The organism is Nocardia cyriacigeorgica, from assembly GCF_010868145.1.
Classification (GTDB): Bacteria; Actinomycetota; Actinomycetes; order Mycobacteriales; family Mycobacteriaceae; genus Nocardia; species Nocardia cyriacigeorgica_D.
Map to the genome: position 1 here is coordinate 1 of NZ_JAAGUY010000012.1, position 14,655 is coordinate 14,655.

A 14,655-nucleotide genomic window follows, 5' to 3' on the forward strand; every position below is an offset into this window, starting at 1 on the left:
CGGTTCACCGACCCGGTGGCCAGCGCCAACGCCTCCACCAACGTCGTCTTCCCCGACCCGCTACCCCCGACCAACACCACATTCCGGATGGCCTCCGGCCGCCCCACCCCATTCGCTCTGTCCACCATGACTCACCGTCCTCGGGAATCGACACGCGGTTACAACGAGCTTCCCACCAGTGCGGTGTTCACGTCCACGATTCGGTCCGTGCAGCTCTCGGCGCCGCCGTATCGGTCCGGTATCGGGCGGGGCGGGTGGAGGACGGGACGTCGCTGTCGGATTACGACGAGATCGAGCAACGTCAGCACCGGTCGGTGCAGTTGTCTGTGGTGCCGGTGCAGTGGGGTGGGGTGAAGATCAATCTGATCGATACGCCCGGGTATGCGGATTTCGTCGGTGAGCTGCGTGCGGGTTTGCGGGCGGCGGATGCGGCGTTGTTCGTGGTGTCGGCGGCCGAAGGGGTCGAGGGGATTGCCGGGTCGACCAGGGCGTTGTGGGAGGAATGCGCCAGTGTCGGGATGCCGCGCGCGATCGTGCTGACGCATCTGGATACGGCGCGCGCCGACTTCGACGAGATGACGCGAACCTGTCAGGCGCTGCTCGGCGGCGGGTCGGCGGAGAATGTGCTGCCGCTGCATCTACCGGTGTACGGGCCCGCGAGTGCGGATGGGCATCGGCCTGCGACCGGGTTGGTGGAGTTGCTGGAGCAGAAAGTCGCCGACTACTCGACCGGTGAGCGCACCTGGAAGGAGCCGACGGCCGAGGATCTGGAGCTGATCGAGTCCGCCAGGGATCGGTTGATCGAGGGCATCATCGCCGAGAGCGAAGACGAAACCCTGATGGAGCGGTATCTGGGCGGTGAAACGATCGAGCTCAGCACGCTGGTAACCGACCTGGAGCGGGCGGTGGTGCGTGGCAGTTTCCATCCGGTGCTGTTCGCGGCCCCCGCAGCCGAGGAAGGGATGCAAGGACTTGGCACGCTCGAGATGCTCGAACTCATGACCGCCGGTTTCCCCACGCCCGCCGAACACGAGGTGTCGGCAGTGCATTTGGCGAACGGCTCGAAACCCACTCCCCTGCACTGTGATCCGTCCGGAGAACTGGCGGCGGAGGTCATCCGGACGTCGTCGGACCCATATGTCGGCCGGGTATCGCTGGTGCGGGTGTTCTCGGGGACGCTGCATGCCGACGACACCGTCCATATCTGTGGTCACGGTTCCGGCACCGACCACGATGCCGACGAACGCGTCGGTGGCGTGACGGCGCCGTTCGGTAAACAGCAGCGCCCGCTCGGTGAGGCCGTCGCGGGCGATATCGCCTACGTGACCAAACTCGGGCACGCCGAAACCGGCGATACCCTGTCCGGCACGGGTTCCCCGTTGCTGATCGAACCGTGGCAGATGCCGGAACCGTTGCTGCCCATCGCCATTCGCGCGCACAGCAAGGCCGATGAGGACAAGCTGTCGCAGAGCCTGTCCCGGCTCGTCGCCGAAGATCCCGCCATTCGGGTGGAGAACAACGACCGCACTCACCAGCTGGTGCTGTGGTGCCTGGGTGAGGCGCACCGCGACGTCGCGTTGGAGCGGTTGCGCACCCGGTTCGGGGTCCAGGTCGATGTGGAGGATCACAAGGTTGCGCTGCGGGAAACCTTCGCGGGCAAAGCGGGCGGGCGCGGCAGGCATGTGAAGCAGTCCGGCGGACACGGCCAGTATGCGGTGTGCGAGGTGGAGGTGGAGCCGCTGCCGGAGGGGTCCGGGATCGAGTTCGTCGACAAGGTGGTCGGCGGGGCGGTGCCGCGGCAGTTCATCACCTCGGTCGAGAAGGGTGTGCGCGCGCAGGCCGCGCGCGGGGTGGCGACGGGCTATCCGCTGGTCGACGTGCGGGTCACGCTGCTGGACGGGAAGGCGCATTCGGTCGATTCCTCCGACGCGGCGTTCCAGACCGCCGGTGCTCTCGCGTTGCGGGAGGCGGCGTCCGGGAGCCGGATCGATCTGCTGGAACCCATTGCGGAAGTTCGGGTCAAGGTGCCCGATGACTATCTCGGCGCCGCGCTCACGGACCTGTCGGTGCGTCGCGCACGCATCCTCGGCACCGAACCGGCCGAGACCGGGCGAACCCTGATCCGTGCTGAGGTCCCGGAGCTGGAACTCACCCGGTATGCGATTGATCTGCGTTCACTCACGCATGGTGTCGCGCATTTCAGCCGCGACTATCTTCGTCACGATCCCATGCCCGCCCAACTGGCCGAACGAGTTCGGAACGAATCCGTGTCGGCCTAGAACCACTACCGATCCGTCCGTCGCTGATCCTGCTTCGCCGCTCGGCGTCGGGCACACAGACGGTGGTCTTCGGCACGTGATCTCGCGCTGTCGACTGTGCCTGCCGCGCCACGGGTGGCCATCTCCGGCACGGCGATGATTCTCGGGCCCCTGCCCCGTCTGCATCAATATGCGACTCGATGGCAAGAATGCGGTGGTGTACGGAGCGGCGGGGCAAATGGGCGGTGCCGTGGCGCGGGCGTTCGCGGAGGCGGGGGCTCGGGTGTATCTGGTCGGGCGGACGCGGGCGAGCCTCGAGGTGGTCGCGGCGGAGATCGCGGCGGGCGGCGGTCGAGCCGAAGTCGCTGTAGTCGACGTGTTCGATCAGGCGGGCATCGGGGCGCACGCCGAAGCCATGGTCGAAGAGGCGGGCTCGCTCGACATTTCCTTCAATGCGGTGGGGATGGACGCGGTGCAGGATGTGCCGCTGGTGGATATCACGCTGGAGGACTTCATGTCTCCCATCGTCGGCGCGGCCCGCTCGCATTTCATCACCACAACCACGGCGGCTCGGCAGATGTCTGTGCAGGGAAGCGGTGTCATCGTGCTGCTGTCGGCCACCGCGGCCGGTGAATCCCGGCACCGGATGGGCGGATTCAATGTTGCTTGCGCCGGGATCGAAGCGCTCAACCGCAGTCTCGCAGGCGAACTCGGACCGGAGGGCGTTCGGGTCGTCTGCATTCGCGCCAACTTCACCCCCGAAACGATGCCCGAGCTGGCGGAGGAAGACTCTGTTCTCGATCCATTGATCGGCGACACTCGGCTCGGGAGGCTTCCTCGCCTCGCCGAGGTCGCGCACACCGCGGTCTACGCCGCCTCCGACAGTGCGGGGGCGATGACGGGAGCGGTCCTCAACCTGTCGTGCGGAGCCCTCGTCGACTGACAGCCATCGGCCCACTCCAAGTCGCCGTCGACACTCTGGGGTGATCGACCCGCGTCTGTTCAGCCCATTCGGCCAGTCAACGCCGAAGGCGCCGGCCATTCGCTTGCCCGCCGCACCCGGCAGACCGGGTGCGGTCCCTCAGCTGTCGTGCGGCGCGCTCATCGACCGACAGCCGCCGCGTCCTGAACATCGCGAGCCTCGCCAGGTAGGTCCGGACGAGGCTCGCTCAGCAATCCACTACACCGTCGACCGTCGAAGCGCCGCCCACGCTCCGGCCGTACTCACGGCCGCCAGCACTCCGGGAAGCAGCACCATCGGCACCACACGCGGGCTGTCGGCGAACCAGCGACCGACCTCGGGCCACCAGCTCTGCCAGGTGATCACGATCGCCGCCAGCCCGAACCCGATCAGCAGCGCCGCAAGCAAGGAGTACACGCCGGTGACGCGCCACCGCTGATAGAGCGCGCCCATCACCAGCCCGGTCCCGGCGATCAGAGCGAGCATGGCCAGATAGGTGCCGAGCTGGATGGCCGGGTTGGCAGTGAACTGGCCAGGGATATCGAACATGACCATCTTCACGCCCCAGCCGTCGGTCGCTTCCTCGATCAGCCCGAGCCCCCACAACAGCACTCCGGTGCCGACGATCTGCACCGCGGCGACCAGCAGCGTGGCGGCGAAATAGTCGCGGCGGGTGACGCTCATGCCGAGAGCGAATGGGAAGGTCTGGGTCATCGCACCCGCATAGAACGCCAGACTGACGCCGAGAACAGCGGACACACTGCCGGTGACATTGTCCTCGCCGGCATCGACCAGCAGGAAGATCACCCACGGGATCAGAAACGCCACCACGAGGATGCCGACCGGCCACGCGACGAGCAGCGGCCAGGCGACAGTGTGGATTCGCGAGACGGATAAGGCACGGCGCAGCATTACTGGTCCTTTCCACGCAGGTTGGTGGTTTCGACGATCAGCTGCTGCAACGACACTGGCTCGATGAGCAGTCCGAGCGATTTGGCGTGGGCGATATCGTCGGCCCTGTCCTGGATGCGCAGCATCACCCTGGCCTGGTTGCCAAGGGATTCGCGGCGCAGTTCGGGCCGACCGCCGAGGAACGAGTCGACGTCGGCGAGTGGGCCGGAGACGGTCATCGCGGTGTCGCGCAGATCGTCGGCGGCGGAGTCGACCACGAGGCGGCCCTTGTCGATCAGCAGCACGTGTTCGAGCAGGTCGGCGACCTCATCGATGAGGTGGGTGGACAGGACGACGGTGCGCGGATGTTCGGCGTAGTCGGCAAGCAGCCTGTCGTAGAACAGCTGGCGGGCGACGGCATCCAAACCCAGATACGGTTCGTCGAAGAAGGTGAGCGGGGCACGCGAGGCGAGGCCGATGATGACGCCGAGCGCGGAGGTCATACCGCGAGACAGCTTCTTGACCTTGCGTTCGGTCGGTAGATCGAAGTCGCGCAACAACTCTCGTGCGAAATCCTCATCCCAATCGCGCAGCAGGTTGCGGGCTGCGGCCAGCACGTGCTTGACCTTGTAGTCGTTCGGATACGCCTGGCTCTCCTTGATGAACGACACGCCGCGTAGTACTTCGGTGTTCTCGTGCGGGGTGTGCCCGAACACGCGCACCTCGCCGACGGTCTGGAACGCCTGGCCCGTCATGACCTGCATGAGGGTGGTTTTGCCCGCACCGTTGCGGCCGAGCAGGCCGTAGATGGTGTTCTCGCGCAGATCGAGAGTGACGTCCTCGAGTGCGGTGACGGATCCGAACCGCATGGTCAGCCCCCGCGTGGAGGCGACGACTTCGGTGTCGAGCATGGTCGGTTCGATGGTCGCGGCGCTCATCGCGTCCTCTCTCGATGGTCGAGCATGGCTTTGAGTTCGTCGATACCCATGCCGAGCTTGTCGGCCTCGGCGATCAGCGGATCGATGAACAGTTCGGCGAATCGTTCCCGTCGGCGCAGGCGCAGGGCATTGCGCGCACCGGCTGTGACGAACATTCCGATCCCTCGTTTCTTGTACAGAATCCCGTCCGCCACCAGCTGATTCAGCCCTTTGGCCGCGGTCGCCGGGTTGATCCGATGGAAGGCGGCGAGCTCGTTCGACGATGGTGCCTGGGACTCTTCGGGCAGCGATCCGTCAACGATCGAGTTCTCGATCATCTCCGCGATCTGCAGAAAGAGCGGCCTGCCGTCTTCGAGCACGATCACCCTCCTCGGTTGAGTGGTTCATTACTCATGTAACTAACCATAGAGGTGCCCGGCAGACGCCGCAAGCGAAACAAAAGGCGGCCGCCCACCGCCCCTTTCGATGCATGCAGATCGCGTGCCGGACAGCCCAGCCGTGCTCGCCATGGCACGCAGCCACAGAATTGGCCGGGCCTCTAGCGCCAGCGCCGAGTTACAGAATCGGCCAGGGTGTTCCATACGGCGTACAAAACCAATAAGGTGGCAGCTGATGTCAGTCCAGCGGAAGGAACCCGGCATGTCGGTCGGCGCGGCGGTGAACCCCTACATTCAGCAGCTCGGTGGAGGATTCATGTTCTCCAGGGAAGCAAAGGAATACGCGGCGGAGACCGGCGTCGAGGAATTCTTCGGGCCCTACACCCGCGGCCGCGGCGGGGTGCTCGGCGATACCGATGCCGATGTGGTCACCGCGGCGTTCGGATTCTTCCCCCGCCATTCGATTCGCAAGGCCTGGGAGTCGGTGCCGATGCCCGCGGCGAAGGCGGCAGAACGGTACGCACGGGTCTGCCAGGAGTTCGGCCGGCGCAAGCTCGTCGGGTTCGAGGAGGCCGGCCGACTCGCGGAACTGCTCGAAACCGTTGCGGCGGCAGCTGATCCAGCGGGCATCCCGCTGTTCGCAGGGTGGCGGGCCATGCCGCTGCCCGACGACGCACCGGCCCGCGTTCTGCAACTCACGCACGTGCTGCGCGAACTGCGTGGCGGCCTACACCTGATCGCTGTCCGCGCGTCCGGTCTCACCCCGCAGCAGGCCGTGCCGATCTCCGGCTCCCCCATCAACGACGGCCCCAACCAAGCCCGCTGGTACGGCTGGCCCGAGCCATTCGAGGAGATCACCGACGACGTGCGCGAACGCTGGAAGCAGGCCGAAGCCGTGACCGATACGCTCATCGACCCAGCTTTCGCCGTGCTCGGCGAGGCCGATACCGCCGAGCTCGTCACGCTACTCACTGCCGCCCACGCGACGGTTTTCACCCGCTAGCCACCGAGCCGGTTTTCGGGGCGACCCGAGCGAGGCTCGCGCCGCCCCGAAAACCGGCCGACGGCACACATCGGCGGTGTCGCCCACCTGCCACGAAGGGGCGGTGTCGCTCACCAGCGGGCCCAGCGAACCAGGCCCAACCAGTTCTTCAACATGTCAGCCGGACGTACCGGGACCGAGCGCGCGCCGAGCCAGGGTCAGCCAGCGCGCCCTATCCAGGCCCGAGTCGTCCACTGGCGAGGTAGCCAGCAGCAGAATCACATCGTCGACGGAAATATCGTCATACAGCGCTCCCTCGCGATGCGCGGTCTCGACGAGTCCGACAACGGAGTTCCGCGCGCGATTACGCAACTCGCGTAGCGAGTCCTGAGCCAGATCCGCTACTGCGAAGCGCAGCAGTCGTTCCTGCTCCATCTCCAGAACCACCCGGCGCAGTAGCGCGACGATCTCGTCGATCGCGGTGCTGGTTCCTGCCGCCACCCGCGAGCCGGCCGCGTCGAGCGACTCCCCCACAACCTCCGATAGGCCGGCAACGATTGCCTCCACCAGGTCTTTCTTGGCGGGGAAATGCCGATACAACGTTCCAACGGCAACGCCGGCCGCGCCCGCGATCTCGTCCATGCCGACTCCGGGCCCGCGCGTGAGCACCAACTCCCGTGCCGCGCCGACGATCGCTTCGCGATTGCGTTGCGCGTCCACGCGCTTCGGTTGTCCGGCCATAGCTACGTCACCCTATCGCTCCGACCACTTGCCATCGAACATGAACTAGTGGTTCACTTTTATTATGAACCACACGTTCACATTAGGAGGCGGTATGGAGCAATGGACGACGACCGACATTCCGGAGCAGCACGGACGGACCGCGGTGATTACCGGCGCCAATACCGGCATCGGTTTCGAGACAGCGCTCGCGTTGGCCGAACGAGGGGCGACCGTCGTGCTCGCATGCCGAAACGCCAATCGAGCCGAATTCGCGGCGACCGCGATCAGAGAATCGATACCCGGTTCGGATGTCCGGACCGTTCGACTCGACCTGACGGCATTGGCATCGGTTCGTCACGCCGCCGAGGAGATCGGTGCACAGTTCGATCGCATCGACCTGTTGATCAACAATGCTGGAGTGACCGGCCTGACCGGCGAGACCGAGGACGGATTCGAGATCCAGTTGGGCGTTAACCATCTCGGCCACTTCGCCTTGACCGGCCTCTTGCTGGACCGGATCGCGGATGTGCCCGGCGCCCGCGTGGTCACCGTCAGCAGTATCGGCCATCGATTCGGGCGAGTCGACTCACTGAATCCGCTGGACCGCCGTGGCAATGCTTACGGGAAGTCGAAGCTTGCCAACCTATTGTTCAGCCATGAGCTCGATCGCCGGTTGGCCAATTCGTCCGCGTGCGCTCTCGCCGCGCACCCCGGCGGGGCGAGCACCGAAGTATTCCGCTACTCCTCCCCCACATTTCGCGTGGTGAATCTTGCCGTTGCTCGACTGTTCGGCAGGACGCCCGCAATGGGAGCTCTGCCGACACTACGAGCCTCGACCGATCCATGTGCCGCCGGAGGTGAATACTTCGGGCCCGCAGGGATGTTCGAAATTCAGGGATATCCAACCGTCGTCGGGGCCAGCCGACGGTCCCGCGATCCGGAACTCGGGGCGGCGCTCTGGGATGCGTCCGAGCGCGCGACCGGCGTGCGGTATCGGTTCTGAAAGCCGGCGATCACCTCCCTTCGGGTTTCCTGGCGATTACCCGACGGAGGCCGCCTCCAACTCGACCATCCGACCAGCCAGAATGACCCGAGCATCGTGGGGGTCGGGTCCACCCCTCAGCCCCAAACCCGAGGCCAGTATGCCGTAGCGCTGGGGCAGTAGCTCGACGTCGGAGTTGGACACGGGTCGACGCGTTGTTCTCAAACGGTGACCCGTGTCCGGTTGGCGATCACCCGAACTCAAATCCACTGCGTATCAGTGGTAGGCCCTGGGTCGGCCTCATCATCCGGCTCAGTCGAATCTCGTGCATCGCGTTCGCCGGGATCATTGTTCGCCGAGCGTCGCGCCGCGAACCTCGCGCCGGGCAACCCCGTTGCGTGTGGCGCCTGCTCATCGCGAGACTCATCGGGGAACATCCGGTCGACGATCTGAGCGGTGGCCGCCGAGACATCCAGCACCGGGGGCGTGCCAATGCCGGACGGCGCAGTGACACCGCCCGGAGACGACGCCTGTTGAGTGTGAAAATCTCCCTCGCCAGGCGCAGGATCATGGCGGCGGTCCGAGCCGGGAAGGTCGTGGCCGTCCTGCAGGTCCGTCAGCCATGAGCCAGGATCGAAGTTTCCAACGCCCTGGTTGATGGAGTCGGTGAGTTGTGAAATCCAGTTGCCGCCATTGCCCATTCCGCCATCGTTGCGTCCGTCCCCGAACACAGGGTTCTCACCGCCACCGGGAAAAAGGGCGTCTCGTCCACCGTCGAGGCCGGGCAGGAGGTCATCGATCCCCGGCAGGACATCTTCGATGCCGGGCAGACCGTTGCCAAGGCCCGGACCTCCACCGTTTCCGAGTCCAGGCAGGTCGAACCCGGGCTGCGGACCGCTATTGCCCAAACCGGGTGGATGGTACGGCAACTGTGATGCAGGCGGGGCCGTTTGCGCCGGTGGCGTGACCTGGGCTGGGAGAGTTGTCGGCGGACCAGGGTTCGTCGGCGTCGCCGGAGTCGTCGGGGTCGGCGTCGGCGTCGGCGTCGGCGGAGTCGTCGGCGTGGTCGGCGTCGGCGTCGGCGGAGTCGTCGGCGTGGTCGGCGTCGGCGTGGTCGGCGTCGGCGTCGGCGTCGGGGTCGGGGTCAGAGTCCCGCCGCCGCCCGTGTTGCCACCACCGGTATTGCCACCACCGGTATTGCCACCACCCGTGTTGCCACCACCCGTGTTGCCACCACCGGTATTGCCACCACCCGTGTTGCCACCACCGGTATTGCCACCACCCGTGTTGCCACCACCGGTATTGCCACCACCGGTATTGCCCTTGCCGTCGCCGTCCTTGCCGTCGCCGTCCTTGCCGTCGCCGTCCTTGCCGTCCTTGCCGTCGCCGTCCTTGCCGTCCTTGCCGTCCCCGTCCTTGCCGTCCTTGCCGTCCCCGTCCTTGCCGTCCTTGCCGTCCTTGCCGTCCCCGTCCTTGCCGTCCTTGCCGTCGCCGTCCTTGCCGTCCTTACCCTTGGGCGAACCGTCATCGTCCACAGACGACTCGTCGACATACGCGACGAGCAGATCCATACATTTCTGCACGGAGTCGCCCATGATGCGATATAGCGGGAATTCTTCCATTATGTCCTGGAGACCCGCGGCACCAGTACCCTTCTCACCTTTGACACCTGTGGCGAGGGACTTGGTAATCGCATCGTTCGCGGATTCGACGTTGTGGTACATCTTCTTGTACGTGTCGGCGTTGTCTTTCGTCAACTTTTCCGCCATTTTCTTCAGCTTCTCATCGTACTCCTTAGCCTCATTGAACTTCTTTTCAATACCCTTGCTAGCCTTATTGTATCCCTCGTTGGTGAGACCCGCCCCCTCCAAAGGTTTCACCGAGGATTCATCGAAAACGTCGTTCTTTTTATTTGCGAGAAACTTAGGAATCTCAGGGTTCTTCGAACCCATCTGACTGCCGATATGTTTCAGTTTGAGGTTCATGTACCCGACCCAGTGTTTCAACGCCGGTGACGGCTTCTCACCATCCTTCGGCAACCTGAACTCGAGCAGGTGGTCCTTGGGGTTCGCCCCGGCGACAATCCCCATATGAGGCTTACCCCAGACCGCGATCGCGCCTGAATCGCTCATTGGGTCGTACTTGTCCCAATTCTTGGGCACCCCACCCCTGGCTGCTACGATTCGGCCATCATTCGTCAGGTAGAAATGGTTGGGTTTATTGTCGCTATCGTCATCCCAATCACCGTCATAGGCCGGGCCCTTCCCACCCTCTTTCGCCTGATTTCCAGGCTCCGTCGACCAAACTCTGATGTCTTTCTGTTCCGTATACTTGTATTCATTACCAGCTTCGTCCTCGCTGGTTTTTTCCTCTGATTTCTTACCAATTAGATTGAGTCTATTCGCGCCATTCTGAAAGAATCCTTCTTCCTCGAACTCTATTCGATAGCCACTCTTCGAGCCAGAGAGGTTATTGACAACTTTGCCCGTCTCAACCTCTTGAACAACAGCGTCGCCATCTTCTATGCCGAATCGATACTTATTATTGTCGGAGTACAGCCAAACTTTATCGTCCCCGCCGAGCTCATCACCCGGCCTGAAGACACCCCCTGTTATCTTGCCAGGATCTTTATCAGCCACAGCACAACTCCTTTATCTACCTGTCGTACCGGACTGCTCGCGAGTCAGAAACGGTCGATTGGATTCAAACACGCCGGCACACGCGGCGCGGTTACTTCTTCGGCCCGGAACGGCGCACGTTCCCAGCGCCGTCGATATCCGTGTCATCGAATTTTGCGGCTGAAATATCGGAGTAGTCACCCGCCGTATTGCGATCGTCCCCGATGCCGGTGTAATTGACCTTGCGGTCGTGGATCCGCCGCATCCACTGCCCGCGCGCCCTGTTGGCCGCTTTGCCGAACATCTCCTCGAAGTCGCGCTCCCAGTCGGGGTCCCCCTCGGAACGGGCGTATGCGGGCTCTGCGGCCGCGCGCTCGGCATTGGCCTGTTTACGCATCTCGGGCGAATTATGGTCCAGAACCATCGACGAACACTCTCCTTCTGCTGTGCCGGGCGACCGTCGCAATGTCGGGCCGACGTCGGTTGCACCCTGATCGGAATCAGTAGCCCGGACCGAACTCATCTCTCAGTTGCTGTTGGAATTCGGCCTCCGTCGGAAGTCCCAGCGCATCGGCGGTGTACGGCGGCACACCAGCCTCCAGTAGTTCTACCCGGCGGCCGACTCGTGACTTCAGATAGGCAAGGCGGGCAACCCGCACGATCTCGGCCGCCGCCCAGTGGTCGCTGCTTCCCCACACCTCGTCCCCGAGGTGAATGCCGACGATCATGCCGCTACGGTCACATGCGACACCCACCGAAAAATCGGGATTGAATACCTCGTGGTAGACCGCCTGCTCAGCAGGTGGTGCATCGTGCTCATCGAGTTCGTCCACATGTGTCATCAATCGGCTCCCCTCCTGATGGTCAGGTCGAATCGGTGGCTGTCGACCCGGGGTTCTCCGGCGGTCGCATCTCTTCCAACGCGATCCGGTGCTGACGAGCGGCATCGGTCGCGCTGTCGCGGATGGCAGCCATGATGTCGGCGACGAGTTCCTGAGTATTGGCCGAGTTCGCGATCGTTCCCGGAGCGATGTAGAGATCTGTGAGCCGGCCCAGCCCATCGACCTCCGGGATGACACGACCGGACGGCGACGGGCGGCGGGCGCGAATATCGTCGATCCGTTCGAGCATCGCATCGACGGCGTGCACCGCCGCACGGCCGCCCTCGAGCGCGGCTTCCGTGTCGGGGTGCATCCCGAAGTCCCAGTTCTCCGACATCGTCACCACACAGGGGGCAGTTGACGGACCGCAGCAACGTCGCCGGGCGGCGGCGTCGCCGCAGCCCGGGCTGAGCTGTCGATCGGTAGATGGATCGAACACGCATGCCGGATGCCGCCGAGCTCGGTCCGCACACTGCCTCCTCCCGCGGTGGTATCCCTTCAATTTTTCATACGCGCGCGTGTTTGCCAGGGATGGGAAGAGCTCAGACGTCCTCCACGCCGTGTGAAGGGGCTCAGCTTTCGATCGGCTTGACTGCGACCAGCATTCCGGTCGAATAGCGGCTGACCAGGAACCGGGGTTCGGGGAATCCCACCGCGCGCAAGGTGTCGGTGTAGTGGCGAATGTCGACGTCGGCGAAGGGGTCGGCGTGCGCTGCGCGGCCTGTCAGACGCAGGATTCGCGCGAAGATCATACGCATTCGCGGCGATGGGTGGACGTCGGCGAGGAGGAGGCGGCCGCCGGGGCGCAAGACGCGGTACATCTCGTCAATGGAAGTTGCGCGGTGTTGCTCGGGGATGTGATGCATGACGAACGTGCAAGTGATCACGTCGAATTCGGCATCGGGCAGGTCCAGCTGCTGGGCGGTCGACTGCTGGTAGTGGTGGTTCGGGGCCGGGTCGGTCGCGCGGTTGTGCTCGATGGCGTTGCGGGAGGGGTCTATTCCGGTGGTGGAGCCCGTCGGACCGACCACTGCGCCGAGCTGCCGGACGAGTTTGCCTGGCCCGCAACCGATGTCCAGAGCCTCGTCCCCCGGCTGCGCGCCAGTGGCCGCAGCCAGCTCGCGGAGCAGACGATGGTGGCGCCCGAGGAAGAACACGGCGGTGAATGCGTTGTAGCGGCGAAGGTTGGCGATGACGAGGCCGGTGTCCTCGGCGTTGATGAACATGGTGCTGGAGTGCTGATTGTTTCCTGACATGTGCCCATCGTCGGAATTTCCGCCGACTCCGGCCAGAATCAGAATGTGCGGATCCGTTCGTTTCCGCACAGAGCCACCCGATCTGTCCGCCGACGAGAGAGCCAGCATGAGCGAATCCGCCGATCGCCGGGTGCGCAGGACCCGGGACCTGCTGCATCGCGCGCTGATCGAGTTGATGATCGAACGCGGGTATGAGCGCGTGACAGTCACCGACGTCATCGACCGCGCCGACGTCGGCCGCTCCACCTTCTACGCGCACTATCGCGATAAGGACGACCTGCTGGTAGTGAGCTGCACCGAATTCCTGCGCCGGGAAATCGACCGGGTGCGCGGGACCCGCGGTTCACCGCTGGGACCGCTGCGGGTGATGTTCCATCTCGCCGCCGACTACCCGGACGTCTACCGGCCCCTGATCGGACCGAAGAGCAGCGCGACCGTGCTGCGGGCGTACCAGCAGTCGGTCACCAGCATCGTCACCGAACAGCTCGATGGGCGACTCGAGATGGACGACGGCGAGGTCGCCGATACGGTCGCGTTTCTGTCGTGGGGATTGATCGGGCTACTCGGATCGGTGATCGATACGAAGGCTCCGACACCACCTGCGACCGCTTGGGGGCGGTTCGAGAAGCTCTGTATGTCGGGTCTCGGCGATCACCTCAGGGAGGCCGACAGGGGGTGAGACGGCGTCGATGGACCCCGTCGTATTCCGTTGTCTTCGAACACCATCCGATACGAATGCAAGGTGGTGTCGACAATTCATCGATTCCGGAGGAGTCACTCCCGCAGATGGGACCGACATCCCCGATCAGACCGGTGGTGTGACGAGTCCGGCCAGGGTGGGCGGCGCAGGATGGCGAGGGTGGCGCCTCGGATGCCTCGTCCCGACCACCTGGCCACCCGGGAACAAGTCGTCGTCCGCGCCGCGTAACTGCGGAATAGCGGGGTACGCGGTCCTCGAGACGGCGACACCATCGCCGTCGACGTCAGACGACGCGTCAGGAGGATGTCATGAGTGTTCATCGGATGATTGCGGCGGTCGGCATCGCCGCGGGGATGACGTTGGCGGGGATGGGGGGTGCGGGGGCGCAGCCGCCGGAGCCGGAGTCGCCGTTGACGCAGTACATGAAGATGTTGCCGCCGGCGCCGGCGTGGTGTGCGGGTGTGTGGGATCCGATCGAGGACCGGATCGAGGATATGGTGCCTCCGCAGGCGAAGGATGCGTTCGACGCCTTCGACGACTGGTGCGAAGGCGAAGCGGACTGACCGACCGGCGCGGCTACCGCACAGTGAGTCGGACCACCGGATAGATCCGCTTGGATTTGGCCTGGTACTTCCCCAGGCGGGGCTGGTCGGCGACGATGCGTTTCCACGCCTGCTCGCGGTCGTCGCCCTCGAGACGCTGCGGAGTCACCGGCACGGCGTCGTGGCCCGGCAGCTCCATCGACGCCTTGTCGGGATGAGCCATGAGGTTGACATACCAATCCGGGTTCAGGGTCCCGCCGCCCGAGGCGACGACCAGCTTCGCGTCGTCACCGTCATCGAACCATGCGATCGGGGATTCCCGCTGCTCCCCGGTCCGGCGGCCGACCGTGTGCAGGATCAGCACATCCATCCCCATGACCTTGCCGCTGCGTTTGCGGCGCATGCGGCGATTGGTCCTGGCATTCATCTTCCGCTGCATCCACCGCGAGAACGCCCCGGGCGTTCCGGGCTTGCGCTCCGCGCGATCGCTTCCCTGCTCGCCTGCCATACCTGACCTCCCAGTTGGTTTCCTGGTCTGCGCAGCCG

At 64.6% G+C, this 14,655-nt stretch carries 17 protein-coding genes; 6 read left to right on the plus strand and 11 right to left on the minus strand.

Translation table 11 applies throughout. The features are described from left to right. A partial coding sequence (locus GV792_RS30345) for a hypothetical protein (protein ID WP_375154465.1) occupies positions 1 to 128 on the minus strand: 128 nt, incomplete at its 3' end. Here GV792_RS30345 and GV792_RS15710 point away from each other — a divergent pair. Together GV792_RS15710 and GV792_RS15715 are read left to right on the plus strand one after the other, a co-directional pair. Continuing rightward, on the plus strand, positions 81 to 2,279 hold the full coding sequence (locus GV792_RS15710; RefSeq protein ID WP_375154466.1) for an elongation factor G-like protein EF-G2: 2,199 nt from the start codon (positions 81 to 83) through the stop codon (positions 2,277 to 2,279). The two genes, GV792_RS30345 and GV792_RS15710, sit on opposite strands and share 48 nt — an antisense overlap. A gap of 169 nt (positions 2,280 to 2,448) precedes the next feature. Next, a complete protein-coding gene (locus tag GV792_RS15715) occupies positions 2,449 to 3,201 on the plus strand; it encodes an SDR family NAD(P)-dependent oxidoreductase (RefSeq protein WP_163824866.1) in 753 nt (250 codons plus the stop codon). A gap of 237 nt (positions 3,202 to 3,438) precedes the next feature. Here the strand turns inward: GV792_RS15715 and GV792_RS15720 are convergent, their stop codons facing one another. Genes GV792_RS15720 through GV792_RS15730 form a run of 3 tightly spaced genes read right to left on the minus strand, consistent with a single transcriptional unit; the run spans position 3,439 to position 5,407 of the window. Further along, positions 3,439 to 4,131 carry an ABC transporter permease gene (locus GV792_RS15720; RefSeq protein ID WP_163824867.1) on the minus strand — a complete coding sequence of 231 codons (693 nt, stop codon included), beginning with the start codon at positions 4,129 to 4,131 and terminating at the stop codon, positions 3,439 to 3,441. Next, positions 4,131 to 5,048, minus strand: coding sequence for an ABC transporter ATP-binding protein (locus GV792_RS15725; RefSeq protein WP_163824868.1), 918 nt, complete (start codon positions 5,046 to 5,048; stop codon positions 4,131 to 4,133). The genes GV792_RS15720 and GV792_RS15725 overlap by 1 nt, the downstream gene beginning before the upstream one ends. Next, positions 5,045 to 5,407 (minus strand): GntR family transcriptional regulator, encoded by a 363-nt coding sequence (locus GV792_RS15730; protein WP_163824869.1) that lies wholly within the window; start codon positions 5,405 to 5,407, stop codon positions 5,045 to 5,047. Before GV792_RS15730 ends, GV792_RS15725 begins: the two co-directional genes overlap by 4 nt. 280 nt (positions 5,408 to 5,687) lie before the next feature. Here GV792_RS15730 and GV792_RS15735 point away from each other — a divergent pair, with 280 nt between their 5' ends. Further along, positions 5,688 to 6,428 carry an SCO6745 family protein gene (locus tag GV792_RS15735; protein ID WP_163825000.1) on the plus strand — a complete coding sequence of 247 codons (741 nt, stop codon included), beginning with the start codon at positions 5,688 to 5,690 and terminating at the stop codon, positions 6,426 to 6,428. Between the two features lie 156 nt (positions 6,429 to 6,584). On the opposite strand, the gene GV792_RS15740 is transcribed toward GV792_RS15735, so the two are convergent. Further along, the gene (locus GV792_RS15740; protein WP_163824870.1) at positions 6,585 to 7,148 is read right to left on the minus strand and encodes a TetR/AcrR family transcriptional regulator; all 564 of its coding nucleotides are present in this window, start codon (positions 7,146 to 7,148) and stop codon (positions 6,585 to 6,587) included. A gap of 94 nt (positions 7,149 to 7,242) precedes the next feature. On the opposite strand from GV792_RS15740, the gene GV792_RS15745 reads away from it, so the two are divergent. Continuing rightward, positions 7,243 to 8,133 (plus strand): oxidoreductase, encoded by an 891-nt coding sequence (locus GV792_RS15745; protein ID WP_163824871.1) that lies wholly within the window; start codon positions 7,243 to 7,245, stop codon positions 8,131 to 8,133. 239 nt (positions 8,134 to 8,372) lie between these two features. Here GV792_RS15745 and GV792_RS29075 read toward each other — a convergent pair whose 3' ends face one another. The 5 genes from GV792_RS29075 to GV792_RS15770 all read right to left on the minus strand — a co-directional run bounded on the left by GV792_RS29075 (position 8,373) and on the right by GV792_RS15770 (position 12,867). Beyond that, positions 8,373 to 10,751 (minus strand): hypothetical protein, encoded by a 2,379-nt coding sequence (locus GV792_RS29075; RefSeq protein ID WP_175584417.1) that lies wholly within the window; start codon positions 10,749 to 10,751, stop codon positions 8,373 to 8,375. Positions 10,752 to 10,842: 91 nt separating this feature from the next. Further along, a complete protein-coding gene (locus tag GV792_RS15755) occupies positions 10,843 to 11,154 on the minus strand; it encodes a hypothetical protein (protein ID WP_163824872.1) in 312 nt (103 codons plus the stop codon). 76 nt (positions 11,155 to 11,230) lie between these two features. Then, complete coding sequence (locus tag GV792_RS15760; RefSeq protein ID WP_163824873.1) at positions 11,231 to 11,572, minus strand: hypothetical protein; 342 nt, start codon at positions 11,570 to 11,572, stop codon at positions 11,231 to 11,233. 22 nt (positions 11,573 to 11,594) lie between these two features. Continuing rightward, positions 11,595 to 11,948 carry a hypothetical protein gene (locus GV792_RS15765; protein WP_256671739.1) on the minus strand — a complete coding sequence of 118 codons (354 nt, stop codon included), beginning with the start codon at positions 11,946 to 11,948 and terminating at the stop codon, positions 11,595 to 11,597. Positions 11,949 to 12,183: 235 nt separating this feature from the next. Continuing rightward, positions 12,184 to 12,867, minus strand: a complete 684-nt coding sequence (locus GV792_RS15770; protein WP_163824874.1) for a class I SAM-dependent methyltransferase — start codon at positions 12,865 to 12,867, stop codon at positions 12,184 to 12,186. Positions 12,868 to 12,973: 106 nt separating this feature from the next. On the opposite strand from GV792_RS15770, the gene GV792_RS15775 reads away from it, so the two are divergent. Continuing rightward, positions 12,974 to 13,546, plus strand: a complete 573-nt coding sequence (locus tag GV792_RS15775; protein WP_163824875.1) for a TetR/AcrR family transcriptional regulator — start codon at positions 12,974 to 12,976, stop codon at positions 13,544 to 13,546. A 329-nt stretch (positions 13,547 to 13,875) separates the two neighbouring features. Continuing rightward, positions 13,876 to 14,130: a hypothetical protein gene (locus GV792_RS15780; protein WP_163824876.1), complete on the plus strand. Its 255-nt coding sequence runs from the start codon at positions 13,876 to 13,878 to the stop codon at positions 14,128 to 14,130. 13 nt (positions 14,131 to 14,143) lie between these two features. Here the strand turns inward: GV792_RS15780 and GV792_RS15785 are convergent, their stop codons facing one another. Next, positions 14,144 to 14,617: a nitroreductase family deazaflavin-dependent oxidoreductase gene (locus GV792_RS15785; RefSeq protein ID WP_163824877.1), complete on the minus strand. Its 474-nt coding sequence runs from the start codon at positions 14,615 to 14,617 to the stop codon at positions 14,144 to 14,146. Positions 14,618 to 14,655: the final 38 nt, after the last annotated feature.